The following is a 26473-nucleotide window of genomic DNA, read 5'->3' as shown; positions in this document are numbered from 1 at the left end:
CAGCCAGGGAGGCGCGGTGCGGAAGGTGCAGCCCGGGCGGCACAGCCCAGGAGGCGCGGTGCGGGAGGTGCAGCCCGGGCGGCACAGCCCAGGAGGCGCGGTGCGGTCGGGCGGTCAGCCCACCTGCACGGGTGGCCCCGCGATCAGCAGCACCACGAAGACGACGACCACGGCGACGACCAGCAGCACGAGGGCGAGGACGAGGTGCCCGAGCATCCAGCGCAACAGGCGGTCGAGGGGGCGTCGGTCGCGCGGGTCGTCGGTCGCCGTGCGGCGCCAGGCGCCGGCGAGGAGGCCGCGGCGGTCGATCCAGCGCTCGACGGGCAACGAGGCGAACGGCACGACGGCGCTGGCGAGGGCGGCCAGGGTCACCCCGCCCGACCAGCGCTGGTTCACCGCGACGACGACGCCCGCGACGAGGTACGCGAGGAACACGAAGCCGTGGATCGGCCCGGCCACGCTGACCGGCCAGTCGCCGACCCCCACGGCGTACTTGAGGATCATGCCGGCGATGAGCAGCGACCAGGTCACCACCTCGGCGACGGCGAACGAGCGGAAGAGGGTGCGAGGCGACACGAGCTGCTCCTGATGAGGGGCCGACGGGGACGCGTCCATGCTCGCAGCCCCCTGCTGAGCGCCGGCCCTGGCCGGTCGATTCGGCGACCCGGCCACGCGGCCACGCGGCCACGCGGCCACGCGGTCACGCGGTCACGCGGTCACGCGGTCACGCGGCCCGCGTACCCCTCCGGCTGGGTGCCGCCCCGCGCCTCCTCGGTTGGATGGGTCCCATGACGACACTCGCGATCATCGGTGCAGGCAAGGGGCTCGGCGCTGCCGTGGCCCGACGATTCGGCGCGGAGGGCTTCAGCGTGGCCCTCATCTCCCGCCACCAGGGCAGGCTCGACGCCCTCGCGGCCGAACTCGAGGCCGACGGCGTCACGGCCCAGGGCTTCACCGCCGACGTGCGCGACCCGGCGAGCATCGCCGCCGCGCTCGAGCAGGCGACCGAGCAGCTCGGACCGATCCAGGTCATGCAGTACAGCCCGCTGCCGCAGAAGGACTTCATGCGTCCCGTGCTCGAGACCATGCCCGCCGACCTGGTCGGTCCGGTCGAGTTCTCGATCTACGGACCGGTCGCGGCCGTGCACCAGGTGCTGCCCGGCATGCGGTTCCTGCCCGACGGCGGCGGGACCATCCTCTTCGTCAACGGCGGCTCGGCCGTCACGCCCGGCGCGAAGGTGACGGGCACCTCCATCGCCTTCGCCGGGCTGACCGCCTACGCGCAGCTGCTCCACGACGAGCTCGCCGGCGAGGGCATCCACGTCGGTCAGCTGATCATCCCCGGCGGCATCGAGCCCGAGAGCATCGACAAGAGCCCTGAGGCGCTGGCCGAGTTGCTCTGGCAGCAGCACGTCACGCGCGGCGACTTCCGCACCACGGCGCCCGAGAAGGGCACGCCCGCCTGACTCCCGGCGTTCGGGTGGGGGCTGGTGCCTCCGCCGGACGGCAGGCGGCCTCAGACGCCGCCGAAGCGCTCGGTCCGGACGCGGGTCGGCGCGTGCCCGAGCTCGACCAGCCAGCCGGCGACGACCGCCACGAACGAGTTCGCCCCGCAGACGTAGACCAACGGATGCTCGGACGCGGGCAGCACGAGCCGCTCGAGTTCGTCGCGGGTGAGTCGGCCCGCCGGTCGCGCGTGCCCCTCGGGAGCCGTTCGGCTGAAGACCCAGTCGACCACGAGGGGCGCTCGAGGCCCCGTCGCGTCGCGAGCCGAGGAGGCGCGCGCGGCCTCGTCCAACTCGCCGACGTACCACCGCGAACCCGGGTCGCGCACCGAGGCGAGCAGACGCAACGGGGGTGCGTCCCGGCCTCGGGCCCGCACCATCGCCATCAGCGGTGCGACGCCCGACCCCCCACCGATCAACTGCACGGGGGCCGCCGTCGGCGGGGTCGCCCCCTCGGGCTCGGGCAGCACCGCGTGGACGGCCGAGTCGGGCTCGAACTCGGTCGGCGGCCAGACGAACCAGCCGCCGATCGGGCCGCGCACCTCGATCGGATCGCCGGGTTCGGCCGCGTCGACCAGGTAGGGCGAGACCTCGCCGTCGTCCAGGCGCTCGACGGTGACCTCGATCTGCGGGACCGGGCCCGCGCCTCCTGCGCCCCGCGCGCCGTCGGGGCCACCGGAGGCCCTGACGTCGCTCAGCGAGTACGACCGCACGGCCGTGTACCCGTCGTCCGCGGTCAGCCGCAGGTCGACGTGCTGGCCGGCTCGCGCGGGCCGAAGGCCGGGCACCGCGAGGGTGAGCGACCGGGCCCGCGGCGTCTGCGCGACCGACGACACGATCGTGGCGGGCAGCCAGGCGTACGGATCACCCGCGGGGTCGAGCCCGGCGACGCCGCCGACCCCGGGGTCGGGAACGTGGTCGCTCACGCGTACCGTTCTTCCTTCCACGGGTCGCCGTGCGGGTGGTAGCCCATGCTCTCCCAGAAGCCGCGGCGGTCGGTGGCCATGGTCTGGATGCCCTGCAGCCACTTGGCGCTCTTCCAGAAGTAGAGCCCGGGCACGAAGAGGCGCGCGGGCCCGCCGTGCTCGGCGTGCAACGGCTGGCCCTCGTAGGTGTCGACCACCCAGGCCTTGCCCCCGAGCAGCTCGCCGAGCGGCAGGTTGGTCGTGTACCCGCCGTGGCTGGTCGCCATCGCGAACTCGTGCGTGGTCTCGAGGCCGTCGAAGAGGGTGTCGAGCGAGACGCCCCGCCAGTGGGTGCCGAGCTTCGACCAGCTCGTGACGCAGTGGATGTCGGTCTCGATCGCCTCGTGCGGCAGGGCCTGGAAGTCGGCCCAGGTGAGGGAGCGCTGCCCGGTCTCGGTGGCGACCTGGAGCTCCCACCGCTTGATGTTCGGCGTGGGGCCGGCCGACAGGACCGGGAACCCGCTCTCGAGGTACTGCCCCGGGGGCAGTCGCGGGTCGGCCGCGCGTCGCCTGCCGAAGCCGGTGAATCCTGCCATGGTGCGCCTCCTCGGGGTGGAGCGGGGTCGTTCGCGGGTGCGTCGTACGCCCGTCAGCCTACGCACGACCCCCGACGGCGCCGGGCCCCGAGGCTGCGTCCGCGCTGGGAGAACGTTGACCCCGGCATGGGTGGAGGTCGTACGGTGGATGCAGGTCAATTCGAAAGGACCCCACATGGCTGAGTACACCCTGCCCGATCTGCCCTACGACTACTCCGCTCTGGCGCCGCACATCAGCGCGAAGATCATGGAGCTGCACCACTCCAAGCACCACAACACGTACGTCACCGGCGCGAACACGGCCAACGCCGCCCTCGCCGAGGCCCGCTCGACGGGTGACCTGGCGAACGTCAACAAGCTCGAGAAGGACCTCGCCTTCAACCTCGGTGGCCACGTCAACCACTCGATCTTCTGGACGAACCTCACCCCCGAGACCAGCGAGCCCACCGGCGACCTGCTCGAGGCCATCGGCCGCGACTTCGGCGACCTCGAGAAGTTCAAGGCCCACTTCACCGCCACCGCGCTCGGCGTGCAGGGCTCGGGTTGGTCCGTGCTCGCGTACGACGTGCTCGGCCAGCGCCTCAGCGTCTTCCAGCTCTTCGACCAGCAGGGCAACGTGCCGTTCGGCCTCGTCCCCCTGCTGATGCTCGACGTGTGGGAGCACGCCTACTACCTCGACTACCAGAACGTGCGCGCCGACTACGTCAAGGCCTTCTGGAACATCGTGAACTGGAGCAACGTCGAGGCCCGCCTCGCCGCCGCGACGACCAAGACCGACGGTCTGATCACGCTCTAGTCCCTCCCGGCACCACCACGCCGACGGCGCGTCCCCACCCGGGGGCGCGCCGTCGCCGCGTCCCCGGGGCCCGACGGCTCGTCCCCACCCCGGGCGCGTTCGTCCTCAAGGATGAAAACCCCGCAGGAGGCGCGCGCGGCCGGTCGACGACGCCTTACGGTCGTCGACATGGACACCATCCCCGACGACCTGCGCACCTGGGTGCCGCGCCTCGCGGCCCCCGTCGGCGCCGCGGTCTTCGTGCTGCTGTGGACGATCGCCGAGGCCGGCCGGGGCGCGATCGTCGAGAACGTCGTCCTGTTCGGGCTCTTCGGCCTGGCCGTCGGCCTCGCGGTCTGGATGCCGTGGACGTCGATCGGCCTGATGGTGACGATCCCGGCCCTGCAGCTCGCCGGCTGGGTGCAGCCCCCGACGGACACCACCTGGCCGACGTACCTCGCCCTCGCGTTCGTGGCGTTCTTCGCGGCGTTCGCCCGCTCGGTCGCCGTGCGGCTGGTCGCCCTCGCCGCCGCCGGCCTCGCGTCTGGACTCGCCGCGATCGCGATGGCCGTGCCCACCCTCGCGCGACCGTACGTGTGGTCGTCGTGGGTGGGCGGCGGCCAGGGCACGAAGACCGACGTGATCACCCTGGCGGCCTCGCTCTTCGGTGCCGCGGCCGCGGCCTGGGCGGTCGGCATCTTCCTCTCGAGCGTGCTGCGGGTCCGCCGCATCGGGCAGGTGCTCGAGCGCACCGAGACGCGCTTCCACGAGACGGACTTCGAGCTGCGCCTCGCCCACGACCGTGCCCGGATCTCCCGTGACGTGCACGACGCCCTCGCCCACTCGCTGGCGGTGATCGTGTCGCAGGCGCAGGGCGCCCTCGCGTTGTCGGCGACCCGTCCCGAGGTCGTCGAGCAGGCGCTGCGCACGATCGCCGACGTCGGCCGCACCTCGTTGGTCGACGTGCGGCACCTGGTCGAGCGCATCCAGCAGGACGCCGACGACGTGACGCCCCGCGAGACCCTCGCCGACCTCGACCGACTCGCGACGACGATGCGCGACGTGGGCATGACCGTCACCCTGCGGCACCTCGGCGACGCCTCCGAACTGTTGCCCTCGCAAGAGCTCGCGGTCTTCCGCATCGTGCAGGAGAGCCTGACCAACGCCCTCAAGCACTCCGGCTCGTCGAGCACGGTCGACGTCGCCCTCGACTGGCGGGGGCCCGGCCTCGCCCTGCTGGTGACGTCCTCGGGCGACGACCCGCTCGTCGCCGCCCGCCGCGGCACCGGCCGGGGCACCGGCATCGCCAGCATGACCGAACGGGCCCGGCTCGCCGGTGGCTGGCTGACGGCCGAGCTCGGCGACGACGGCGTCTTCGTCGTCACCGCCTTCCTGCCGACTCCCGAACCGATCGGACTCCTGCAGTCCTGGACGGAGCAACCCGCATGACCGACGTGACGACCGCGACGACGCGCACCGCGCCTCCTGCCCTCGTGAGGGTGGTCGTCGTCGACGACCAGCCGCTGTTCGCCTCCGGGCTGCAGATGCTGATCGAGGCGCAAGCCGACCTGGTCTGCGTGGGCACGGCCGTCGACGGGGCGGCCGGGGTCGCCCTGGTCGAGCGTGAGCGGCCCGACGTCGTTCTGATGGACCTGCGCATGCCCGTGATGAACGGCCTCGAGGCCACCACGCGCATCGTGGCGGCGGCCGGCACCGACCCCGACTCGGCCCCGCGCGTCGTCGCCCTGACCACGATCCAGCGTGACGAGGCCGTGTTCAGCGCATTGAAGGCCGGGGCCTACGCGTTCCTCACGAAGGACGCCACGCCCGACGAGGTGCTGACGACGATCCGCGCGGCGGCGGCCGGCGAGCCCGTCCCGACCACGGCCGCCGCCCTCGACGTCGTGCACGCGTTCGCCGTGCCGACCCCGTCGCCGAAACGGCGGACCGAACCGCTCGAGGTGCTCTCGCCCCGCGAGCGCGAGATCTTCCTGCTCGTGGCACGGGGCCTGAGCAACGCCGAGATCGCCGAGAGCGCGTGGCTGAGCGAGGCGACGGTCAAGAGCCACGTGCGCGCCGTGCTGCAGAAGCTCGGCATGCGCAACCGCGTGCAGATCGTCGTCTTCGCCTACGAGAACGACCTGGTGAGCCCGGCCCGCGACGACGAGGGGGCCACGCGATGACCGACGAGAAGAACGTCCCGACCCGCGACGTCCCGCCCGGCGGCGTCTCGACTCGACAGCGACGCGCGAAGCGGGTGACGCTCGCAGCCGTGGTCGCGGTGGTCGCCGGCGTCGTCGCCTACGGCATCCCGGCCAATGCGGCCTACGCCCTGCCCGACCTCCCCGAGAAGGACGTCGACGCGTGGACGATGCCGCTCGACCGGTACGTGCCGGTCGGCGAGACCTCGTCGTCCTACGCCCTCCTGCTCGTCGCCCAGCAGTGCATGGTCGCGGCCGGTCACGACGACTTCGTGGTGCCGTGGCGGGACGTGGCGGCGGGCGACCGGGCGGGTGAGCTGTCGATGAACGGCTCGCTGCGCCTCCGGGCCTTCGACCTGGCGACGGCCGAGACCCGCGGCTACCACGCCCTGTCGGTCATCGACGCGGGGGCGGCCGCCTGGTCCGAGTTCTCGTCGCAACCCTGGACGGACGAGAGGTCCGCCCGGTTCGACACCTGCGTGCAGCGCGCCCGCGGGACGGTGCCGTCACTGGACGACTACTCGAACCGCACCCAGTCGCTCGTCCGCCTGAACAACGCCGCGTTCGAGGGGGCCCGTGACGACCCCACGGTGACGGCGACCTGGGACGACTGGCGCGGGTGCATGCAAGACGCCCGGGTGGGCGACGTGGCCTCCGACCCGTCGGGCATGCCGACCCTCGAGATGGCCGACCGGTTCGAGACGCTCGACTCGAGCACGTCGCCGACCGACGACGAGATCGAGATCGCGACGGCCGACGCCCGGTGCCGTGAGTCCTCCGGCTACCGCGACGCCCTCTACGAGGCCGAGTGGCAGCGGCAGCTCACCGTGCCGCACGACGACGGCGAACTGCTCTCCGCGATCGACACGGCGGCCCTGGCCGTGGACAACGCGGAGATCCGGCGGGTGCTGGCCGAGCTCACCCCGCCGCGGCCACCGTCCTGACCCGCCCCCTCCTCGAGGGACTGGGAAACCGGTCGGCCAGTATCTAAACTGGGTCCACAGAGGACACGTCGGGGGACGGGGAAACATCCGACGGCCTGATCAGCGGGGGCAACGAGCTGGTCAGGCCTTCGTGCCCGGGGGCCACGACGGTCGGCAGCACGAACGCCCACATGTCACGCAGCCGGTCGAAGAGGTCGGCGCGGCCGGTCAGGGCCTGCGACACGATGTGCACGCCGGCGTACGACCCGACGACGAACCGGGCGACGCTCTCGACGTCGGTGTCGGCCCGGAAGTCGCCCTCGGCGACCGCGCGCTCGACGAGCCCCGAGATCTGGGCCTGCCAGTCGAGGTACGGGTGCTCGACCCGGAGGTCGCGGCTCGGCGACTGGGTGGTCAGACGGATGCCCGCCGTCACGAGCACCTCGGTGGTGAGCTGCGTGGCGAGCGACGCGCACGAGAGCATGAGCGCCTCGGCACCGCTGCCCGCGGTCTCGGACACCCGGTCGGCGTAGGCGCGCGAGAGCGCGTGCTGCTCGGCGATGACCGCGTTCGCGAGGTCGGCCTTCGAGCGGAAGTGGAAGTAGAGCGCACCCTTGGTCACCGTGGCGGTCTCGGCGACGAGGTCGAGCGAGGCCTCGCTGTAGCCGTGCTCGTCGAAGACGACGGCGGCCCCTCGGATGATGGCGGCGCGGGTCGCCTGGGCGCGTTTCTGCTGGGGCATCGGGTGGGTCTCTCCTGCGGGTCGAGACGGTGCCCCTGCGAGGCACCGCACGGCCGCCCCCCGCCGGCCGCTGCACACGTTACCGGGGCGACCTGCGCCCTCCGACCGTCGCCGGGGTACGCGTGGCGAAGCGTTTCGGGGTACGACCGACCGGTCCGCCTGCGGCTCGTGACGTCGCGTGCCCCGCATGGTCACGGCGCGCTAGCGTGCGGGCATGACGCTCAGCCTCGTGCCCATGCCCACCTCCCGCCTCGTGCCCTGGATGCGACGCTCGACCGCCGAGTACGAGAAGTCCCGCGTGCTCGCCGGCGAGACCCCCGAGCAGGCCGCCGAGGCCGCCCGACGCTCGTTCGGCGAGGCCTTCCCCGACGGGGCACCGGCCGAGGGCCACCTCGTCTACGACGTCATCGACGACGCCCGACCGGGTGAGCCCGTCGGCATCCTCTGGATCGCACCCCGCGTGCCCGGCTCGTCGGACTGGTGGGTCTTCGACGTCGAGATCGACGAGGCCCACCGCGGCGCCGGACTCGGTCGGGCGACGATGCTCCTCGCCGAGCAGGCCGCCGCCCGTCACGGCGCCGAGACCCTCGGCCTGAATGTGTTCGGCTACAACGAGGTCGCCCGCCACCTCTACGAATCGCTCGGCTACGAGACGACCGCCGTGCAGATGAAGAAGCCCGTCACCGCCTGAGGGACGACCCGGGAGGCGCGGTGTCGGTCTCGGGGACGGGCACCGGCTCGGGCGGGGCGACCCGCGCCTCCTCGGGGTCGCCGTCCGCGGCGCGGGCTCTCGGCACCCGGCTGGCGTAGAGCACGCCGCCGACCACCGCGATGCCGGCGACGAGCTCGACCAGGTCGGGCACCTCGCCGAACGCCAGCCACGAGGCCAGCACGCCGACCACGGGCACGAGCATCGAGAACGGTGCGACGGTCGCCGAGGGGTAGACCGAGAGCAGGCGCGTCCAGATGCCGTAGCCCACGACCGAGGCGATCAGCACGAGGTAGAGCAGGCAGAGCACCGACGGCAGCGCCTCGAGCGTGAAGACCGTGCCGAGGCTCTCACCGATGCGCTCGGGGCCCTCGACGACGAACGACAGGGCGAGCATCGGCACCGGCGCGACGATCGACATCCACAGCGTCAGGTGCATCGGGTTGGGCGGCGCGGCCCGTCGGACGGCCACGTTGCCGATCGCCCAGCCGAGCGCGCCGCACAGCGTCAGCACGACGGGGAGCAACGCGGCGACCTGCGACCGGTGCCCCGCGATGACGACGAGCCCCACCACCGCGATGCCGATGCCGATCGCCTGTCGGCGGGTGATGCGCTCTCGCAGCCAGAAGCCGGCGATCACGACCGTGAACGGCGCCGACGCCTGCAGGACGAGCGAGGCGAGACCCGAGGGCATGCCCGCCGCGATGCCGAGGTAGAGGAAGGCGAACTGCAGCATGCCGAGGGTGGCCCCCACGAGCAGGAGGCGCGACCACGGGATCGCCGGACGCGGCACCAGCAGCACGGTCGGCACCGCGAGCAACGTGAAGCGCAACGCCACGAGCAGGAACGGCGGGAAGTGCTCGAGGGCGATCGCGGTCACGGGGAAGTTGATGCCCCAGCAGACGGCGACGACGAGGGCGAGGAGGCGGTCACGGACGGTCACGTCTCCATCGTGGCGTGCCCGACCGTTCAGGACTAGCGCAGATCCCCGCCTGCACTTTGTAGGCTGCCTTCATGGACCTGTCCCATCTCGACCTGCTGCGGGAACTCGCCGACCGCGGCAGCGTCACCGCCGTCGCGACCGCCACGCACCGCTCGCCCAGCGCCGTGTCGCAGCAGCTGAAGACGGTGCAGCGTCAGCTCGGGGTCGAGCTCGTCCGTCGCGTCGGCCGGGGCGTCGTGCTCACGGAGGAGGGTCGGGCTCTGGCCCGGGCGTCGGTCGGGGTCGCGACCGCGGTCGCCGAGGCCGAGGCGGCGTTCGACGCCGTCCGCGGAGGCACGGGTGGCGTCGTGCGGGTGTCCGTCTTCGCCTCGGCGGCCGAGCTCCTGCTGCCCGGAGTGCTGCACCGCATGCGGTCGCACCCGGGCATCGAGCTCGACGTGGCCGACCGCGACGTCTCCGAGGACGAGTTCGCCCCGCTGACGGCGGACTTCGACGTGGTGCTCGCCCACCGGTCGGACGGCGTGCTGCCGCCGGGCCGAGCGTCGACGACCGTCGTGTCGCTGCTGCGCGAACCGCTCGAAGTCGCCCTCCCCCTCGGCCACCGACTGGCCGACCGCAGTCGGGTGGCCGTCGACGACGTCATCCGCGAGCCCTGGATCGGCGTGCCCGAGGGCTACCCGATCGACCGCGTGCTGGTGGCGATGGCCCTGCAATCGGGCGTCGCACCCGAGGTCGTCCACCGCACGGTGCACCTGCCCCTGATCGAGAACCTCGTGGCGGCCGGTCACGGGGTCGCCCTCGTCCCACGCCACACGTCGGCCTCGCGGGCGCCCGGTCGGTTCCACCTCGCGACGCTCGAGAACGTCCGCGCCGGGCGCCACCTCGAGGCGCTGATGCGACCCGACCGGGCGGCCCGGCCGGCCGTCCGCACCGTCGTCGACGAGATCCGGGCCGAAGCCGCGTCGATCTGACGAACCGATGGACGAGGCGCGCGAAGTCTCGTCGCCGTCTTGTGACACGGACCTCTTGGACGTACAATTTCCTGTACTCAGGAGGCACGATGAAGACACTCACCTATTCCGAGTCGCGGGCGAACTACGCAGCGACGCTCGACGCGGTCATCGACGATCGCGAAGAGGTCGTCATCACCCGCGCCGGGCACGATCCCGTCGTGCTCGTCGCACTCGACGACTACGAGTCGTTGAAAGAGGCGGCCTACCTCTTGCGCAGCCCGGCCAACGCGCGGCGCCTGCTCGGCGCGATCGAGCGTCTGAGCGAGGGTGGCGGGAGCGAGCGAGAACTGCACGGATGAGGATCGTCTTCGACGACGACGCCTGGGACGACTACGTGTACTGGCAGACGCAAGACCGGAAGGTGCTGAAGCGCATCAACACCCTGATCCGCGACATCGAACGCAACGGGAACGAAGGCATCGGCAAGCCCGAGGCCCTGAAGCACGGCTTCCACGGATTCTGGTCTCGCCGCATCACCGACGAGCACAGGCTGGTCTACAAGGTGACCGAGACGGACGTCCTGATCGCGCAGTGCCGCTACCAGTACTCGAGCTGAACCCGGGTCGTCAGCGGACGCCCTTCGACGCGAGGAAGACCACGGGGTCGGTCGGGACGCCGCCCTGCCGCACCTCGAGGTGCAGGTGGCAGCCGGTCGAGCCGCCCGAGGTGCCGACGCCGGCGATGTTCTGGCCGGCCGCGACCTGCTGGCCGACCGAGACGTAGATGCCGTTGCGTTCCATGTGGGCGTAGGCGCTGCTGACCCCGCCGCCGTGGTCCACGACGATCAGGTTGCCGTAGCCGCTCGACGGCCCGGCGTAGCTGACGCGTCCGGCCGAGACCGAGTAGATCGGCGTGCCGCAGGAGGCCCCGAAGTCGGCTCCGGCGTGCAGCTTGTACTCGCCCGTGATCGGGTGGATGCGGTAGCCGTAGGCCTGGTACGAGCCGAACGCGCGGATGGCGGCGACCCACCCGGTGCCCGGGTCGGGCACGGTGACGCCCGGGCCGGGACCGCCCGTGCCCGGCGCGACGGGGCCCGTGCCACCACCCGCGGCGGGGGCGGGACGCGCAGCGGCGGCGGCGGCCGCAGCCGCGGCCGCCTGTGCCTGCGCGTAGGCCTGCTCGAGCGTCATGCGGTCGTCCTCGAGCAGGGCGACCTGGGCGGCGAGGGTGGCCTTCTCGTCGTCGACGGCCGCGAGGTCGGCCTCGGCCGTCACGCTGGCCGCGGCCGCCTCGTCGAGTGCGGTCTGCGCGTCGGCCGCGAGCCGGTCGCGTTCGGCGAGCGCCACGGCGGCCTGGTCGGCCAGCGAGGTCGCGAGGTTGTCGGCGGCCTGGGCCCGCTCGCGGAGGCGACCGACGTTCTCGCCCAGCTTGCTCGACAGACTCAGCCCCTTGAGCACCTCTTGGGCGCCGTCGCCGGCCGCGAGCAGGTCGCCCACCATGCCCCCGCTGCCGGGGCGGGCCAGCAGGGCAGCGGCCTGGCCGACGACCCGTCGTGAGGAGTCGGCGGTCTCGCGGGCCTCGGCCCGGCGCGTCTCGAGCCGCTCGTGCCGTGCGGTCGCCTCGTCGACGGCGGCCTGGGCCTCGCCCAGCACGCGACCGGCCTCGTCCGCCGAGGTGCGGGCGGCCTCGGCACGGGCCGAGGCCGCGTCGAGCGCCGTCTGCAGGTCGGCGAGCGCCTTCTTCTTGGCGGACTCGTCGTCGCGGGCGGCGAGGACGGCCTGCCAGGTCGGGGCGGCGGCGATCGCGCGGTCGGGGACGAGGAGCGTGGCGAGCACGGCCAGCACGAGGGCGACGGTGGCTGCCGACGTCCGGCGGCGGAGGGGGCGCGAGAGGGGAACGGGGCGGACGGAGTGGGACATGGCTCTCTGTCTGTCTGGTGCACGCGTCGCGTGCGGTGGTGCAGGGGCGTCCGCGCTCGGGCCTCGCGGAGCACCCACACTACCGAGGCGCTCCGGGACGGAAGCGGCGCGCTCGCCCCGCACCGCGCCTCCTCGGGGCGGTCGCCGGGCTGGGGACGAGACGTCGACGCGGCGCCGACCCGGCGCCCGCGAGGTACGGCCGTGTCCCCCTTTCGGCCCCTGTGCGTCGGCCGGCATCCGTGGTCGACTGTCCCTTCCACCACCGTCGGGGCAGCTCCCCGAGTGCGCCGAGAGAGGCGCAGATGGCATCGTCCCGACCGGCGCGCACCACCCTCGGCCTGATCGCCGCGGCCGCCGTCGTCCTGCTGACCGCGTGCTCGTCGGGCGACGCCACCCGTCCGACGCCGACGGGCGCACCGGCCACGCCGACGCCGACCCCGTCGTCGCAGGCGACCCGGGTGACGCCCGAGACGATCCGCTCGGCTCCGTCCGGCACGGTGTTCCACGGGGGCATCGCGCTCGAGCCGAACTCGCTGGCGATCCGGGCCGAGGCCACGCTGAGCGCCGACGGCGAGACGGACGCCGCGCGGGCCGCGGCCCTCATCGCGAAGCGCCCCGTCGCGATGTGGATCGGGGACGGCTACGACGACGCCCAGCTCGTGAAGGTGATCACCGACTACCTGGCCGCCGCCGAGGACCAGGGGGCGACGCCCGTGTTCGTCACCTACGCGATCCCCGACCGGGACTGCGGCAACTACTCGGCCGGCGGCTTGTCCGTCGAGCGCTACCCCGCCTGGAACGCGACCATCGCGGCCACCCTCGCCGGGCACCGGGCCGTCGTCATCGTCGAACCCGACTCGCTCGGCATCCTCAGCCGGTGTCCGCAGCTGGCCGACACGCGCCTCCCCCTGCTGAAGCAGGCCGTCGCCGACTTCGCGGCGGCCGGCGTGCCCGCCTACCTCGACGGCGGCAACTCGCACTGGGTGCCGCCCGAGGTGATGGCCGAGCGGCTCGAGGCCGCGGGCGTCGCCCAGGCCCGCGGCTTCTTCACCAACGTCGCGGGCTTCTACCCCGTGGGCGACGAGCAGCCCTACGCCGAGGAGGTCGCGGCGATGACGGGCGGCAGCCGCTACGTGATCGACGTGTCCCGCAACGGCCGCGGCTGGAAGGGGACGTGGTGCAACCCCGAGGACGTCGGCCTCGGCCAGGACCCCCGCGTGGTGTCCGACGACGGCCGCCTCGACGCCCTGCTCTGGGTCAAGACGCCGGGCATCAGCGACGGCACCTGCAACGACGGCCCCCCGGCCGGTGAGTGGTACCCGTCGTACGCCGAGATGCTCGTCGACCGCCGCCCCGAGTGGGCCCGCAGCTAACGCACGGTCGGCCGGCCCGCCTCGGGACCGCGCCACGAGATAAACACGCCGCCACATCATCGAGTGGCGGCGTGTTTACTTCGTGGCGGCTTGAGCCGAGCGACCGGGCCGGGCCGCGCCGGGCCGGGCCGGCGGTGTCTAGCCCAGGCGGGCGCGCAGCAGCTCGAGGAACTCGTCCGCCATCGCGAGCTGACGCTCGAGCTTCGCGCGACGCTCGACGGTCTCGTCGATGAACGCCGCCAAGGAGGCGCGGGTCGCCTGACCGCGCCCGTCACCCTCGTCGCCCGCCCCGGCGCCGCCGACCGCGGCGGCCGCGTCGCCCGCCCCGCCGTCGTCGTCGACCGCGGCGGCCTCGTCACCCGCCCCGCCGTCGAGTGCGTCGACGACCCGCAGCAGTTCGGCCATCTCGTCGAGGCTGAACCCGAGCGGCTTCATGCGTCGGATCACCATGAGCCGCAGGTAGTCGTCGTGCGTGTAGAGCCGGAATCCGCCCTCGCTGCGGCCCGACGGCGTCAGCAGACCGACCTCGTCGTAGTGGCGGATCGTGCGCAGCGACATCTCGGTGCGCTCGGCCAGCTCGCCGATCTGCATCGTGGCGGTCTCGTCGGGCATGGGATCTCGTTTCATCTCTACCCTCACGTAAGGGTAGGGTTGTATCGTACGGCAGTGTCGCCGACTCCCCATTCTTCCGCACACCCCAGGAGTCCTCCGTGACCACTGCCCACGACTCCGACCGCGCGCGCCCTGAACCCGCCGCGCGGTCGGTCCTCCCCGTCCGCCCCACCGACACGGTGCTGTCCGTGTTGCGCAACCCGCGCCTCCTGACCCGCGAGGCCCTGGCCGGCGTCGTCACGACGCTCGCGCTCGTGCCCGAGGTCATCTCGTTCTCGGTGATCGCCGGGGTCGACCCGATGGTCAGCCTCGTCGCGTCGATCGTGCTCGCGCTCGTCATGTCGGTCCTCGGCGGCCGGCCGGCGATGGTGACCGCCGCCGCGGGCTCGGTCGCCCTCGTCATCGCGCCACTGGTCCGCGAGCACGGCACCGACTACGTGCTGCCCACGGTCGTGCTGGCCGGGCTCGTGCAGCTCGCGTTCGGGCTCGCCGGCCTCGCCCGGCTGATGCGGTTCATCCCCCGCTCGGTCATGATCGGCTTCGTCAACGCGCTGGGAGTGCTGATCTTCGTGGCGCAGGTGCCGCACATCATCGACCAGCCGTGGGTCGTCTACCCGCTGTTCGCCCTGACCATCGCGATCGTCGTGCTGCTGCCGAAGGTGACGAAGGCCGTACCCGCGCCGCTCGTCGCCATCGTCGTCGTGACGGTCATCGCCGTGGCCGCCCGCCTCGACGTGCACACCGTCGGCGACGAGGGCCCGATGGGTGGCGGCCTGCCCGGCCTGACCCCGTGGCTCGCCCCGTTCACCCTCGAGACGTTGCAGATCATCTGGCCGACCGCCCTCAGCGTCGCCTTCGTCGGCCTGATGGAGACCCTGCTGACCGCGAAGCTCGTCGACGACCTCACCGAGACCCCGTCGCACAAGGGCAAGGAGTCCTGGGCGCTGGGCGTCGCGAACATCGCGGCGGGTTTCTACGGCGGCATCGCCGGCTGCGCCATGATCGGCCAGACGGTCGTCAACGTGAAGATCGGGCGGGCCCGCACGCGGGTGTCGACCATCGCGGCGGGGCTCTTCCTGCTGTTGCTGGTGACCGGGCTGAGCGCGGTGATGTCGACGATCCCGATGGTGGCGCTGGCCGCGGTCATGATGATCGTCGCGATCACCACCGTCGACTGGCACTCGCTGAAGCCGTCGACCCTCCGCCGCATGCCCGTGCCCGAGACACTGGTCATGGTGGTCACGGTCGCCGTGGTCGTCGCGACGAACAACCTCGCCCTCGGCGTCGCGGTCGGCGTGCTCCTCGCGATGGTGCTGTTCGCGCGCCGCGTGGCCCACGTGATCACGGTCGAGCGGCACGTGACGTCGGCCCCCGCGGGCGCCACCGTCACCTCCGACACCGGCACCTTGGGCACCGCCAGCGACACGGTCGGGGTCACCCCGAGCGCAGGAGGCGCGGGTGCCGTCGTCGACGGACCCCCGGCCCCCGAGACGGTGCGGTACGACGTCGTCGGCCCGCTGTTCTTCGGCAGCAGCAACGACCTCGTCGAGCACTTCTCCTACGGAGACGACCCTGCGACGGTCACCGTCGACCTGTCCCGCGCCCAGGTGTGGGACGCGTCGAGCGTCGCCGCCCTCGACTCGGTCGACGAGAAGTTCCGCGCACACGGCGTGACGGCGACGTTCGTCGGGCTGGACGATCGCAGCGAGGCGTTCCACGGCCGTCTCACCGGCCGCCTCGGGTAGCGGGTCCGCAGCACGCGCACGGGCACGCGGCACCGCGGCTGGCGGCTCGCGGCTGGCGGCACGGCAGCACGGCAGCACGGCAGCACGGCAGCAGGCTGCCCGGGGGCCGGGCGGACGGCGGAGACCCGGAGGCGCGGGTCGTCAGATCAGGACGTCAGAGCGGCAGACGCAGCCGAGCCCGAGGGACGGCTCAGCCGTCGATGCGGACGAAGTGGTGCGCCTGGTTCCAGATCGGGCGGACGTCGACGAAGCCGCCGGGCTTCGGGGCGTCGAGGATCATGCCGTTGCCGGCGTAGATGCCGTCGTGGGCCAGGTTGTCGAACACGACGAGGTCGCCGGGGACCGCCTCGGACTCGGGGATGGTCCGGCCCTCGGTGTTCTGCGTCGGCACGTAGTGGGTCAGCTCGATGCCGAACTGCGCGTAGACGAACGTGATGAGGCCCGAGCAGTCGAACTTCGAGGGGTCTTCGCCGCCGTGCACGTACGGCGTGCCGATGTACTGCAGCGCGACCGCGAGCACCTGGTCGCGGTCGAGTTCGGGGTAGAGCGGGTTCGCGAGGTAGTCGGCCGTGGTCGGCCCCTCGTAGGTCGTGTTCGCCGCGGCCTTGCGGTTCTGCAGGTTCTGCGTCACGACGTCGACCATCGACGTGGCCGAGTAGGCGTCGCGGGCGGTCTCGTCGGACTCGTCCGTCAGCGAGGCGGTGTCGACCGACAGCGTCTGCGAACCGAGCGACGACCGCGCCGTCGCACCCGCGGCGACGGCCTGGGCCTCGTCGCCGGTGGTCGCGAGCAAGGGGAGGACGCCGCTGGCGGCGAAACCGACGATCGCGGTGACGATGGAGAGCTTCTTGACGGCGGTGCCGACGCTGCGCGCCGCACCGGGGCGGCCGGCGGCCGCACGGGTCGGCGACGCGGGACGTGCGACCACGGCCGCGGCACGGCGAGCGCGGCGCGACGGACGGACAGGTGCCGGGTGGCCGGTGGACGAGGAGGCGCGGGCCGCGTCCTCGGGACGAGCGGCGGCGCTGGCCGAGGCGGCGGACTCTTCGAGACCGAGCAGGGGGCCGGTCTGAACCGGCGCGTCGGCGCGTCGGGGTCGGACGCGCGGGGCGACCGAGGCCTCGGCAGCACCGACGAGGGCGGGGCACTCGACGAAGGACTCACGGTGCGAGGTGGGGAGGACGTCCCGTCGGGCACGGCGTTCGCGACGCTCGAGGGCGAGGCGGGCCGAACGCTCTCCGAGCGGACGGACGCCGGTCGGACCAGCCTGACGCTGATCAGCACTTTCGACGTGACCTGCCGTCGCGCCACCCTGATCCGGAGAGGTCGGGGAGGCGGGCTTCGTCACGCGTGCGGTCCTCTCGTCTGGGGGTGGTGCGAACACTCGACCCTAGCGCGCATCATCCTCGAGGTGTAGTTCTCGTCGGAAAAAGATCACGAACAGGTCACGAGGCCAGGCGGTGATCACTCGTCGGATGACGGCGGCTCACCCGGCCCGGACGACGGTCCCGGGTCGCCTCGGCGCCGCTTGAGCTCGCGTCGCAGGGCCCGCCGTTCGCGCCAGCTCGGGGGTGGTGGCGGCACGGCGGCGGCCTCGGCGGCCCGGCGCGCCTGCCGCCTCTCGTGCCAGAGCAGGACCTCGCCGTCGACGTCCCGCGTGGGCGTCACGACCGGGGGTCCGCCGGACAGCTGGCGCCTGGCCTCGACGATGCGCGCGTTGAAGTCCTCGAGGTGCGACCGCACGGCGGCCTCGGAACGCAGCCGGTCGAGCTCGGCGTGCAGACCCGTGCTCTCGGCGCGCAGCGACAGGGCCGGAGGGGCGAGCCCGGTGAGCCCCTCGCGCTCGATCAGACCGCGGAGCCACCAGTCGGGGTCGACCGTGCCGCCGGCCAGGCCGGGCAGCGGCTTGCCGGCGAGCGGCAGGTCGTCGAACTCGCCACGGGCGATCGCCTGGTCGATGGCGGTGCGGGCCCAGGCCCGCATCTCGGCGGCCGTGCGGGTGTCGCGAGGCGCGTCGTCGCTCGGCACGTCGCCGTCGACCCGGTAGCGGGCCGCGTCGACGCGGTGGTCGCGACCCTGCGGTCGTCGTTCGGGTTCTCGGTCCATGCGCCGCGCCTCCTGCGCTCGTCGTGGGGCGGCGGACGGCGCCCGGCCGTCGCTCCTGGTCGTTCGTGCTCTTCGGGGTTCGTGGCGTCGAGGGTACGCCGCACCACCGACGGTGGCCGGGCCTACCCTGGAGGCCCCGCCCGCCGATCGAGGAGGCCCGATGCGCGACGCCGCCCCACCCGCCCCCCGCACGATCTCGGCGGCGTACGCCCTGTGGATCGCCGTCGTCGCCCTGGGCGTCGTCGGTGCCGTCCTGCTGATGCTGTTCGGCGGGCCGGCGCGGGTCTCGACGTCCGGCGGGGCCCTCGCCGATCCGCGCGGAGCCGACATCGCCGGCGGCGTGTTCGCGATCGTGGTCGCCCTGGTGCAGCTCGCGGTCGTGCGGTCGATGCGCGACGGGCGCCGCTGGGCACGCACCGTGCTGCTCGTGCTGACGATCCTGCAGGTGCTGGGCGGCGTGAGCGGGGCGAGCGGCGGCGGGGTGCTCGAGTGGGCGTCCGTGATCTGCGCGCTGATCGCCTGCCTGCTGATGCTGCTGCCGCCGTCGACGGCGTTCTTCGAGCGGCACGCCCGCTAGGCGTTCGTCCTGCGCGCACGCTGGCGGCGCCCGCGGTGCGGGACACCCCGAGGAGGCGCGGATCGCGAGGCCGGGAGGCGCCGATCGCGAGGTCAGGAGGCGCGGGTCGCCGGGCCAAGGGGCCTGGGTCGCCAGGTCAGGAGGCGCGAGTCGCCACGTCGGGAGGCGCGGGGTGTCAGAGCGAGCGGCCGCGACCACGGGCGCGCAGCACGTCGACGACGACCGCGCCGACGACGGCCCCCGCACCGAGCAGGGCGAGCACGGTGCTCGACCGGACGAAGTCCGAGCGGCGACCGCGGGGCAGGCGCCCGGCGGCGAGGTCGTGGAGCAACTGGCCGGACGCCGCGAGGCAGGCCGACTCGGCCTCGGCGTCGTGCAGGGACCAGTCGGGCACCGAGACGTCGCCGATCACGCTGACGTCACCGTCGTCGGCGTCGAACCAGACGTCCACGGGTGCACGCCGAGGGCCCGTGACCGTCAGGACGCGCGTCTGCCAGCCGACGCGGCGCAGGGTCGTGCCCGGCACCTCGTCGCCGACCCACGAGTGGACGACCCGCAGGCGCCCGCTCTCCTCGGCGGCGGCCAGGTCGAGCGCCCGTCGCAGCCGATCGACGAACGGCGGACGCTCGGGTTCGGGCAACGAGATGGTCGGCAGGCCTCGGTACATGCCGACAGTGTGCCCCGCCCGCCTGGACGCCGCCGCACCCGTCGGCCCGTCGCACGACGCCAGGATGTGGGCACGACGCCATGACTAGTTCTGGCGCCATGTCCATCTCCTGGCGCCGTGTCCATCTCCTGGCGGCGAGCGCAGGAGGCGCGGGTCGCCCGGCACCCGCCCCTTGCGGACCGGCGTGGGCACGACCTACCGTGGCGGGGTACCCCGTCGCGAGAGCAGGCACCGGTGCGGCCGACACACCGGCCGGTCGACCGCCCTCGCGGACACGGGGGCCCACCGCACAGAAGGCAGAGCGTTGCGTCTCATCACCGGTACTGCGCCCCTCGCGCAGCAGTCGCCCTCGCACTGACGCCACACCCGCCCGCCCCGTGAACCGGGCGCCGCCTCGCTCGAGGCGCCGCGCCTCCTGCCGGGTCGCTCCCCCGCCGCAGCAGACCTCCGTCGCCGGCGAGGGACGGGTGGTCGTCGTGCTCCGACACCATCCACCGGGAGCCCTCGTGCCCACCATCACCGCACCCTCCATCGTCCTGTCCGACCTCTCGTTCTCCTGGCCCGACGGCTCGGGGGTCATCGACCACCTGTCGACCGCGTTCGGCCGTGGCCGCACCGGCCTCGTCGGCGCGAACGGCGCGGGCAAGTCCACGCTCGTCCGGCTCGTCACCGGCGACCTCGTCCCCACCGGCGGACGTCTCACGACCACCGGCGAGGTCGACCTGCTGCCGCAACGGCTGCGGTCCCGCGCCGACGACACCGTGGCCGACCTGCTGGGGGTCGGCCCGCGCCTCCTCGCCTTGCGGACGATCCTCGCCGGGGACGCGACCGAACGGCAGTTCGAGCTGCTCGCCGACGACTGGGACGTCGAGTCGCGCGCCGCCGCGGCCCTCGCCGACGTCGGGCTGGGCCACCTCGACGGCGGTGGCCGCACCAGCACCGGGACCAGCAGCACAGGCACCGGCACCGTCCTCGACCGCCCGGTGTCGACGCTGTCCGGAGGGCAGGCCGTGCTCGTCGCCATCGCCGGCGTGCGCTTGCGGGGTCGGCCGATCGCAGTGTTCGACGAGCCCTCGAACGACCTCGACCGACGATCGCGCGGCCTGCTGCTCGACGTGGTCGACCGCTGGCGGGGGACGCTCGTCGTCGTCAGTCACGACCGCGAGCTGCTCGAGCACGTCGACGAGATCGCCGAGCTGCGCGACGGCTCGATGACCGTGTTCGGCGGGACCTGGTCGGCCTACGAGCACCAGCTCGCGGTGCTGCAGGCCGCGGCCGAGCGCGACGTCCGGGCCGCCGAGCAGGTGTTCAAGGCCGAGCGGAGGCAGCGCATCGAGGCCGAGACGACCATCGCGCGGCGGGCCAAGGCGGGAGCCAAGGCCGGCGAGTCGATGCCGAAGATCATGGCGAACCAGCTGCGCGGCCAGGCCGAGGCGACGGCGGGCGCGCTGCGCAAGGCGCACGCGTCGTCCGAGCAGGAGGCGCGGGTCGCGGTCGACACCGCCGAACGACGTCTGCGTCGTGACGACACGATCGTGGTCGACCTGCCGGACCCGGCGGTCCCGGCGTCCCGGCGCCTCGCCGAGCTGACGGTGCGGGGACGCACCGTGGTCGTCCAGGGGGTGGAGCGCATCGCCGTCGTCGGCGACAACGGGGCGGGCAAGACGACGCTGCTCGAGCAGCTCGTCGGTGCGCCGGACGCGCGGCCGCATCCGCTGCCCGACACGCACGCCGTGGCGCTCACCGGTCGGGTCGCCCACTTCGGGCAGAAGAAGGACTCGCTCGACGACGGACTCACGGTGCTCGAGAACGTCCGGAGGGCTGCACCGGACGTTCCTCCGCGCGAGGTGCGTAACCGTCTCGCGCGGTTCCTCATCCGGGGAGACATCGTGGACCGGCTCGGCGGGACGCTCTCGGGCGGTGAACGGTTCCGGGTCGCGCTGGCCGGGCTGCTGCTCGCCGACCCGCCGCCCGAACTGCTGGTGCTCGACGAGCCGACGAACGACCTCGACATGGCGAGCACCGACCACCTGCTCCAGGCGTTGCGCGGCTACCGCGGGGCGCTCGTGATCGTCAGCCACGACGAGGCCTTCCTCGAGCGGCTCGGGCTCGACGCCCGGGTCGAGGTCCGCTGAGGCGGCGGCGCCGCCGCCGGGCCGGGCGCCCGCCAGCCCGCCAGCCCGCCAGCCCGCCAGCCCGCCAGCCCGCCACGAACTAAACACCCCGCCACGAGAAAAAGTGGCGGCATGTTTACTTCGTGGCGGCGAGGGCAGGGAGGTGTGGCGCAGCCCGCCGCACGGCGCCAGGAAGTGGTCACGACGCCATGACTAGTCCTGGCGCTGTGTCCATCTCCTGGCGAGGAACGCAGGAGGCGCGGCGCGGGCCGGACGGGCGAACGCAGGAGGCGCAGGTCGGGCCGCCGACGGAGCCCGCCAGTCCGCCGTAGCCGCCAGCCCGCCACGAACTAAACACCCCGCCACGAGAAAAAGTGGCGGCATGTTTACTTCGTGGCGGCGAGAGCAGGAGGCGCGGCGCGGGCCGGACGGGCGAACACAGGAGGCGCGGGTCGGGCCGCCGACGGAGCCCGCCCCCGTCACACGCTTGGCACGGAGGCCCGCAGGCAGTTGACTGTGTCCACCCGCCCGGCCCGCACCGCCGGCACCCCCACAGCACACCCGTTCCCGGAGGTCCCGCCTCATGTCCGTCCACCCCTCGCGCTCCGCCGCACCCGCGCACCCCGCCGCGTCCGCACGCCCCGCCGCACCCGCGCACCCCGCCGCGTCCGCTCGCTCCTCAGCAGCCGCAGCACCCGCGGCACCCGCACCCCGCCCGAGCACCCGCCTCGGCAGCACCCGCCTCGGGGCCGCCCGCGCCGGGAGCCGCTCGTCGTCCCGACTCCGCCGCCCGCGCCTCCTCGGGGTCGCCGGCGGCCTCGCCGGTCTCGCGCTGCTGGCCGGCTGTGCCAGCGCCCCGTCCGACACGGCCGCCTCGGGCACCTCCGCCGCGGGCGAGGACTGCGCCCGGATGGTGACGAACTCGGGCGGGCTCGACGACCGCTCGTTCAACCAGTCGAGCTGGGCCGGCCTGCAGAAGGCCGAGAAGGAGGACGGCATCCAGGCCCGCGTGCTCGTCTCGACGACCGAGAACGACCTGGCCCCGAACGTCGCGCAGGCCGTCGACTCGGGCTGCGGCTTCGTGCTGACGGTCGGCTACGAGCTCGCCCCCGCCACCGAGGAGCAGGCGGCGGCCAACCCCGACATCGACTTCGCCATCGTCGACGAGACCGTCGACGCCCCCAACGTCAAGCCGATCCTGTTCGACACGGCGCAGGCCTCGTACCTCGCCGGCTACCTCGCGGCGGGCGTGAGCAAGACGGGCAAGGTCGCGACCTTCGGCGGCGGCAACCAGCCCCCGGTCACCCTGTTCATGGACGGCTTCGCGGACGGCGTCGACGCCTACAACGCCGCGCACGGCACGAGCGTGCAGCTGCTCGGCTGGTCGAAGGAGGCGCAGGACGGCTCGTTCACCGGCGACTTCGAGGACGTCAACAAGGGCAAGCAGCTCGCCCAGGCGCTGATCGACCAGGGTGCCGACGTGATCATGCCGGTGGCTGGGCAGGTCGGCGAGGGGGCGGCGTCGGCCGCGCTCGCCACGGGCGGCGTCGACGTGATCTGGGTCGACAACGACGGCTACGACACGCTGCCCGCCGAGTACCGGCCGATCGTGCTGACCAGCGTCATCAAGGACACCGAGAAGGCCGTCCAGCAGATCGCCGTCTCGTCGACCGACGACTCGTTCACCAACGAGCCCTACGTCGGCACGCTCGACAACGGCGGCGTCGGCCTCGCGCCGTTCCACGACCTGGCGTCGTCGGTCAGCCCCGAGCTGTCGGACGAGCTCGACGCCCTGCGCGACCAGATCGCCAGCGGAGCCGTGACGGTCACCTCGCCCAGCCAGCCGTAGGCCGGTCCCGGGCTCGGGCCCGGCAGCGACCCCTGCCGCCCCGCCGAGTGGGCAGAAGATGCTCTTCAGCGCGAGCCGAGCAGCACCTTCTGCCCACTCGCGGGCCAGGACGAGGAGGCGCGGGTCAGGAAGCGACGGAGGTCGCCGCCCGGGCGGCAGCAGCCCGGGCGGCAGCCCCGCGAACGGCGGCGACGACGCGGTCGGTCGTCATGCCGCGCTCGCGCAGCGCGTCGGCCGCGGGGGCCGACAGGCCGAACTCGTCGATGCCGACGACCACGCCGTCGGGGCCGGCGACGCCCTCCCAGCCGAAGCTCGCGGCCGCCTCGACCACGACCCGGGCCGTCACCGCGCGGGGCAGCACCTGCTCGCGGTACTCGGCGGGCTGGGCGTCGAACCACTCGCGGCAGGGCATCGACACGACGCGCACGGCGAGGTCGTCGATCCGCGCGACGGCCTCGAGCACGAGGGCGACCTCGCTGCCCGTGGCGACGACGACCACGTCGGGCGCGCCGGCATCGGTCGTGCCGGTGCCCGCAGCCGCAGCACTACCGTCCTGCACCACGTAGGCCCCGCGGCGCACACCCGCACGCACCACGTCGGCGGGCGTCGCCGCGACCGGCAGCGGCTGTCGGGCCAGGACCAGACCGGCCGGGCCGTCCTTCTCGAGGATCGCCAGCCAGGCGGCGGCGGTCTCGGCACCGTCGGCCGGGCGCACGACCGAGAACCCGGGCATCGCGCGCAGGCTCGCCAGGTGCTCGATCGGCTGGTGGGTCGGCCCGTCGGCGCCGAGGGCGACCGAGTCGTGCGACCAGAGGTAGGTGACCGGCAGCTGCATGAGCGCCGCCAGCCGGATCGCCGGGCGCTGGTAGTCGCTGAACACGAGGAACGTGCCGGCGAAGAACCGCGAGCCCTCGATCAGCGCGATGCCGTTCATGGCCGAGGCCATCGCCCCCTCGCGCACGCCCCAGTGGACGTTGCGACCGGCGCGGCCGGTGCCGGGGGCTTCCTCGGGGAGGTACGACGCGCCTCCTGCGATCGCCGTGCGGTTGGGCTCGGCGAGGTCGGCCGAACCACCCCACAGCTCGGGCAGCGCCTCGGCGAGCGCCTGGATGACCGTGCCCGACGCGTCGCGGGTGGCGAGCGTGTCGCCGGGGGAGAAGACGGGGAGGCGCGACCCGAGGTCCGCGGGCAGGGTGCGCGACCGCGAGCGGTGCAGCTCGGCGGCGGCCGCGGGGTGGGCGGCCTCCCAGGCGTCGGCGGCGACCTGCCAGGCCTCGCGGGCGGCCCGGCCCCGCTCGAGCACGGACCGGGTGTGGGCGAGCACGGCGTCGTCCACGGTGAAGGGCTCGGAGTCGACGCCGAGCTCGACCCGGGTCGCGGCGACCTCGTCGGCACCGAGCGGGGCGCCGTGCGAGGCCGAGGTGTTGCGGGCGTTCGGCGCGGGCCAGGCGATCTGCGACTTGAGCACCACGAGGTGCGGGCGGTCGCCCCGGCGGTCGGTCGTCGAGAGCACCTCGTCGAGGGCCTCGACGTCGACGTCGCCGTCCGGGGCGAGTCCGACGTGGTCGACGCGCCAGCCCTGCGCGGCGAACCGGGCGCCGACGTTCTCGCTCGAGGTGAGGCTCGTGTCGCCCTCGATCTGGATGTCGTTGTCGTCGTAGACCACCGTCAGGTTGCCGAGGCGGTGACGTCCGGCGAGCGCACCGGCCTCGTACGAGAGGCCCTCCTGCAGGTCGCCGTCGGACGCGAGCACGAAGACGCGGCGGTCGAAGACGGACTCGCCCGGGGCGGCGTCGGGGTCGTTGACGGCACGCTCGTGCAGCATCGCCATCGCCATGCCGACGGCCGTGGCGAGGCCCTGCCCGAGCGGCCCGGTCGTGGTCTCGACGCCGGGGGTGTGGCCGAGCTCGGGGTGGCCGGGGGTGCGCGACCCGAACGACCGGAACGCCTTGAGGTCGTCGAGCGACACGTCGTAGCCGGTGAGGAACAGCTGCGTGTAGAGCAGGACGCTCGCGTGCCCGCAGCTCAGCACGAACCGGTCGCGGCCGGCCCAGTCGGGTGCCTGCGGGTCGTGCCGCAGGTGCTTCTGGAAGAGGAGGTGCGCGACGGGGGCCAGCGCGGCCGCCGTCCCCGGGTGGCCGGACCCGGCGCGCTCGACGGCGTCGAGGGCGAGCAGGCGGGCGGTGGTGACGGCGGCGGCGGCGTCGAGAGTGGCCTGATTGAGAGCATGGGTCACGTGGGGGGCTCCGGTTCGGGGAGGGGCGGGCTGGGTCTCCGACGACCGTAGCGTCGGTCATCAGGACGTCATGATGAATCAAGACGACTATCGACTTGCACCGGTGGTCGGCGAGACGTACCCTCGTCGAAGTCATCATGACGACTTGACGACCTGACGACTCGACGACCTGGCGTCGTCGGGCGGGCACCACCCACTTCAGCAACGGCGCGGAGGCACCAGATGAGCACCACGAGCGGCACGAGCAAGTACGTGGCCGTGCGCGAGCACCTGCTGTCCCGCATCCAGAAGCTCGAGCCCGGGTCGCAGCTGCCCGCCGAGCCCGTCCTCTGCGACGAGTACGGCGTCAGCCGCATCACGCTGCGGCACGCGGTCGACGGCCTCATCGCGGACGGCCACCTGGTGCGCGAGCACGGCCGGGGCACCTTCGTCACCGAGCCGCAGTACCGCCTGCACTACCGCGAGCGCTTCGCCGACGAGGTCAAGGGCTTCCACGCGCAGCAGACGGGCGAGGGCTTCGCGGTCAGCACCCGCGTGCTCGACCAGAAGGTCGTCCGGGCCGGCGAGACGGTGGCGAGCCACCTCGACATCAACTCGGCCGACGAGGTCGTCGAGCTGACCCGCCTGCGCTTCGTCAACGGCTCGCTGCACCACCTCGTCGTGACCTGGTTGCCGCACGCGCTCTTCCCTGAGACGGCGACCGTCGACTTCACCGACGGCTCGCTCTACGGGCACCTCGACCGCGAGCACGGCGTCACGCTCGCCCGACAGGACCTGCTCGTCTCGCTCGACGGGGCCAGCACCCTCCACGCCGACGAACTCGACGTCCCCCTCGGGACGACCCTGCTGAAGATCGCGTCGACCGTGTTCGACGGCGACGAGCGGGCCGTCGCGTACGGGACCAGCCACTTCACCCCGCAGAACAGCGAGATCTTCTTCGGCCTGCACGGCTGACCGACCGGGCGCGCCTCGCCCGCCGAGCCGCGCCTCCTGAACCCCCTCCCCACCACCGCAACCGACGCC

Annotated in this window: 26 protein-coding genes; 15 read left to right on the top strand and 11 right to left on the bottom strand. The window is 73.4% G+C overall.

Annotated features, from left to right (window positions below; genetic code table 11):
- Positions 1 to 114 precede the first annotated feature (114 nt).
- The gene (locus IFT79_RS15795) at positions 115 to 576 is read right to left on the bottom strand and encodes a DUF3817 domain-containing protein (RefSeq protein ID WP_235452366.1); all 462 of its coding nucleotides are present in this window, start codon (positions 574 to 576) and stop codon (positions 115 to 117) included.
- A gap of 212 nt (positions 577 to 788) precedes the next feature.
- Here IFT79_RS15795 and IFT79_RS15790 point away from each other — a divergent pair, with 212 nt between their 5' ends.
- Positions 789 to 1466 carry an SDR family NAD(P)-dependent oxidoreductase gene (locus IFT79_RS15790; RefSeq protein ID WP_192125278.1) on the top strand — a complete coding sequence of 226 codons (678 nt, stop codon included), beginning with the start codon at positions 789 to 791 and terminating at the stop codon, positions 1464 to 1466.
- Positions 1467 to 1516: 50 nt separating this feature from the next.
- Here the strand turns inward: IFT79_RS15790 and IFT79_RS15785 are convergent, their stop codons facing one another.
- Together IFT79_RS15785 and IFT79_RS15780 are read right to left on the bottom strand one after the other, a co-directional pair.
- Entirely contained in the window at positions 1517 to 2431 is a 915-nt protein-coding gene (locus IFT79_RS15785) for an oxidoreductase (protein ID WP_342211874.1), read from the bottom strand.
- A complete protein-coding gene (locus tag IFT79_RS15780) occupies positions 2428 to 3006 on the bottom strand; it encodes a molybdopterin-dependent oxidoreductase (RefSeq protein ID WP_056044367.1) in 579 nt (192 codons plus the stop codon). Before IFT79_RS15780 ends, IFT79_RS15785 begins: the two co-directional genes overlap by 4 nt.
- A gap of 175 nt (positions 3007 to 3181) precedes the next feature.
- Here IFT79_RS15780 and IFT79_RS15775 point away from each other — a divergent pair, with 175 nt between their 5' ends.
- The 4 genes from IFT79_RS15775 (at position 3182) to IFT79_RS15760 (ending at position 6926) form a co-directional block, all read left to right on the top strand.
- A complete protein-coding gene (locus IFT79_RS15775; RefSeq protein ID WP_055976080.1) occupies positions 3182 to 3802 on the top strand; it encodes a superoxide dismutase in 621 nt (206 codons plus the stop codon).
- Positions 3803 to 3970: 168 nt separating this feature from the next.
- Entirely contained in the window at positions 3971 to 5230 is a 1260-nt protein-coding gene (locus tag IFT79_RS15770; RefSeq protein WP_192125276.1) for a sensor histidine kinase, read from the top strand.
- Positions 5227 to 5964: a response regulator gene (locus IFT79_RS15765; RefSeq protein WP_192125274.1), complete on the top strand. Its 738-nt coding sequence runs from the start codon at positions 5227 to 5229 to the stop codon at positions 5962 to 5964. The genes IFT79_RS15770 and IFT79_RS15765 overlap by 4 nt, the downstream gene beginning before the upstream one ends.
- On the top strand, positions 5961 to 6926 hold the full coding sequence (locus IFT79_RS15760) for a hypothetical protein (protein WP_192125266.1): 966 nt from the start codon (positions 5961 to 5963) through the stop codon (positions 6924 to 6926). The genes IFT79_RS15765 and IFT79_RS15760 overlap by 4 nt, the downstream gene beginning before the upstream one ends.
- Positions 6927 to 6969: 43 nt before the next feature.
- On the opposite strand, the gene IFT79_RS15755 is transcribed toward IFT79_RS15760, so the two are convergent.
- Positions 6970 to 7647 (bottom strand): ScbR family autoregulator-binding transcription factor, encoded by a 678-nt coding sequence (locus tag IFT79_RS15755; protein ID WP_192125265.1) that lies wholly within the window; start codon positions 7645 to 7647, stop codon positions 6970 to 6972.
- Positions 7648 to 7861: 214 nt separating this feature from the next.
- Between IFT79_RS15755 and IFT79_RS15750 the strand changes: the two genes are divergently transcribed.
- A complete protein-coding gene (locus tag IFT79_RS15750) occupies positions 7862 to 8338 on the top strand; it encodes a GNAT family N-acetyltransferase (RefSeq protein WP_054145054.1) in 477 nt (158 codons plus the stop codon).
- Here IFT79_RS15750 and IFT79_RS15745 read toward each other — a convergent pair.
- Positions 8328 to 9299, bottom strand: a complete 972-nt coding sequence (locus IFT79_RS15745; protein ID WP_192125263.1) for an EamA family transporter — start codon at positions 9297 to 9299, stop codon at positions 8328 to 8330. The two genes, IFT79_RS15750 and IFT79_RS15745, sit on opposite strands and share 11 nt — an antisense overlap.
- A gap of 71 nt (positions 9300 to 9370) precedes the next feature.
- Here IFT79_RS15745 and IFT79_RS15740 point away from each other — a divergent pair, with 71 nt between their 5' ends.
- The 3 genes from IFT79_RS15740 to IFT79_RS15730 all read left to right on the top strand — a co-directional run bounded on the left by IFT79_RS15740 (position 9371) and on the right by IFT79_RS15730 (position 10868).
- The gene (locus IFT79_RS15740; RefSeq protein WP_159826661.1) at positions 9371 to 10270 is read left to right on the top strand and encodes a LysR family transcriptional regulator; all 900 of its coding nucleotides are present in this window, start codon (positions 9371 to 9373) and stop codon (positions 10268 to 10270) included.
- An 89-nt stretch (positions 10271 to 10359) separates the two neighbouring features.
- Positions 10360 to 10611, top strand: coding sequence for a type II toxin-antitoxin system Phd/YefM family antitoxin (locus IFT79_RS15735; protein WP_054145051.1), 252 nt, complete (start codon positions 10360 to 10362; stop codon positions 10609 to 10611).
- Complete coding sequence (locus IFT79_RS15730) at positions 10608 to 10868, top strand: Txe/YoeB family addiction module toxin (protein WP_123571029.1); 261 nt, start codon at positions 10608 to 10610, stop codon at positions 10866 to 10868. The genes IFT79_RS15735 and IFT79_RS15730 overlap by 4 nt, the downstream gene beginning before the upstream one ends.
- A 10-nt stretch (positions 10869 to 10878) precedes the next feature.
- Here IFT79_RS15730 and IFT79_RS15725 read toward each other — a convergent pair whose 3' ends face one another.
- On the bottom strand, positions 10879 to 12171 hold the full coding sequence (locus IFT79_RS15725; RefSeq protein WP_192125261.1) for a M23 family metallopeptidase: 1293 nt from the start codon (positions 12169 to 12171) through the stop codon (positions 10879 to 10881).
- A 302-nt stretch (positions 12172 to 12473) separates the two neighbouring features.
- On the opposite strand from IFT79_RS15725, the gene IFT79_RS15720 reads away from it, so the two are divergent.
- On the top strand, positions 12474 to 13544 hold the full coding sequence (locus IFT79_RS15720) for a glycoside hydrolase family 6 protein (protein WP_192125259.1): 1071 nt from the start codon (positions 12474 to 12476) through the stop codon (positions 13542 to 13544).
- A 138-nt stretch (positions 13545 to 13682) separates the two neighbouring features.
- Here the strand turns inward: IFT79_RS15720 and IFT79_RS15715 are convergent, their stop codons facing one another.
- Complete coding sequence (locus tag IFT79_RS15715; protein ID WP_192125257.1) at positions 13683 to 14156, bottom strand: MerR family transcriptional regulator; 474 nt, start codon at positions 14154 to 14156, stop codon at positions 13683 to 13685.
- A 98-nt stretch (positions 14157 to 14254) separates the two neighbouring features.
- Here IFT79_RS15715 and IFT79_RS15710 point away from each other — a divergent pair, with 98 nt between their 5' ends.
- On the top strand, positions 14255 to 15901 hold the full coding sequence (locus IFT79_RS15710) for a SulP family inorganic anion transporter (protein ID WP_192125255.1): 1647 nt from the start codon (positions 14255 to 14257) through the stop codon (positions 15899 to 15901).
- Positions 15902 to 16091: 190 nt separating this feature from the next.
- Here IFT79_RS15710 and IFT79_RS17025 read toward each other — a convergent pair whose 3' ends face one another.
- Positions 16092 to 17249 (bottom strand): NlpC/P60 family protein, encoded by a 1158-nt coding sequence (locus IFT79_RS17025; RefSeq protein WP_192125253.1) that lies wholly within the window; start codon positions 17247 to 17249, stop codon positions 16092 to 16094.
- Between the two features lie 116 nt (positions 17250 to 17365).
- The gene (locus IFT79_RS15700) at positions 17366 to 18007 is read right to left on the bottom strand and encodes a DnaJ family domain-containing protein (RefSeq protein ID WP_192125251.1); all 642 of its coding nucleotides are present in this window, start codon (positions 18005 to 18007) and stop codon (positions 17366 to 17368) included.
- Between the two features lie 160 nt (positions 18008 to 18167).
- Here IFT79_RS15700 and IFT79_RS15695 point away from each other — a divergent pair, with 160 nt between their 5' ends.
- Positions 18168 to 18584 (top strand): hypothetical protein, encoded by a 417-nt coding sequence (locus IFT79_RS15695; RefSeq protein WP_056044345.1) that lies wholly within the window; start codon positions 18168 to 18170, stop codon positions 18582 to 18584.
- Positions 18585 to 18759: 175 nt separating this feature from the next.
- Here the strand turns inward: IFT79_RS15695 and IFT79_RS15690 are convergent, their stop codons facing one another.
- Positions 18760 to 19251 carry a hypothetical protein gene (locus IFT79_RS15690; protein ID WP_192125249.1) on the bottom strand — a complete coding sequence of 164 codons (492 nt, stop codon included), beginning with the start codon at positions 19249 to 19251 and terminating at the stop codon, positions 18760 to 18762.
- A gap of 506 nt (positions 19252 to 19757) precedes the next feature.
- On the opposite strand from IFT79_RS15690, the gene IFT79_RS15685 reads away from it, so the two are divergent.
- Positions 19758 to 21386 (top strand): ATP-binding cassette domain-containing protein, encoded by a 1629-nt coding sequence (locus IFT79_RS15685; protein ID WP_342211873.1) that lies wholly within the window; start codon positions 19758 to 19760, stop codon positions 21384 to 21386.
- A 562-nt stretch (positions 21387 to 21948) separates the two neighbouring features.
- Positions 21949 to 23214: a BMP family lipoprotein gene (locus tag IFT79_RS15680; RefSeq protein ID WP_192125238.1), complete on the top strand. Its 1266-nt coding sequence runs from the start codon at positions 21949 to 21951 to the stop codon at positions 23212 to 23214.
- Between the two features lie 124 nt (positions 23215 to 23338).
- Here the strand turns inward: IFT79_RS15680 and IFT79_RS17020 are convergent, their stop codons facing one another.
- Entirely contained in the window at positions 23339 to 25450 is a 2112-nt protein-coding gene (locus IFT79_RS17020) for a transketolase-like TK C-terminal-containing protein (protein WP_192125236.1), read from the bottom strand.
- A gap of 222 nt (positions 25451 to 25672) precedes the next feature.
- Here IFT79_RS17020 and IFT79_RS15670 point away from each other — a divergent pair, with 222 nt between their 5' ends.
- Positions 25673 to 26404 (top strand): GntR family transcriptional regulator, encoded by a 732-nt coding sequence (locus tag IFT79_RS15670; protein ID WP_056227873.1) that lies wholly within the window; start codon positions 25673 to 25675, stop codon positions 26402 to 26404.
- Positions 26405 to 26473 lie beyond the last annotated feature (69 nt).

It is taken from the genome of Frigoribacterium sp. CFBP 8759 (assembly GCF_014841655.1).
Lineage (GTDB): Bacteria > Actinomycetota > Actinomycetes > Actinomycetales > Microbacteriaceae > Frigoribacterium.
This window is presented reverse-complemented; position numbering and strand designations above follow the sequence as displayed.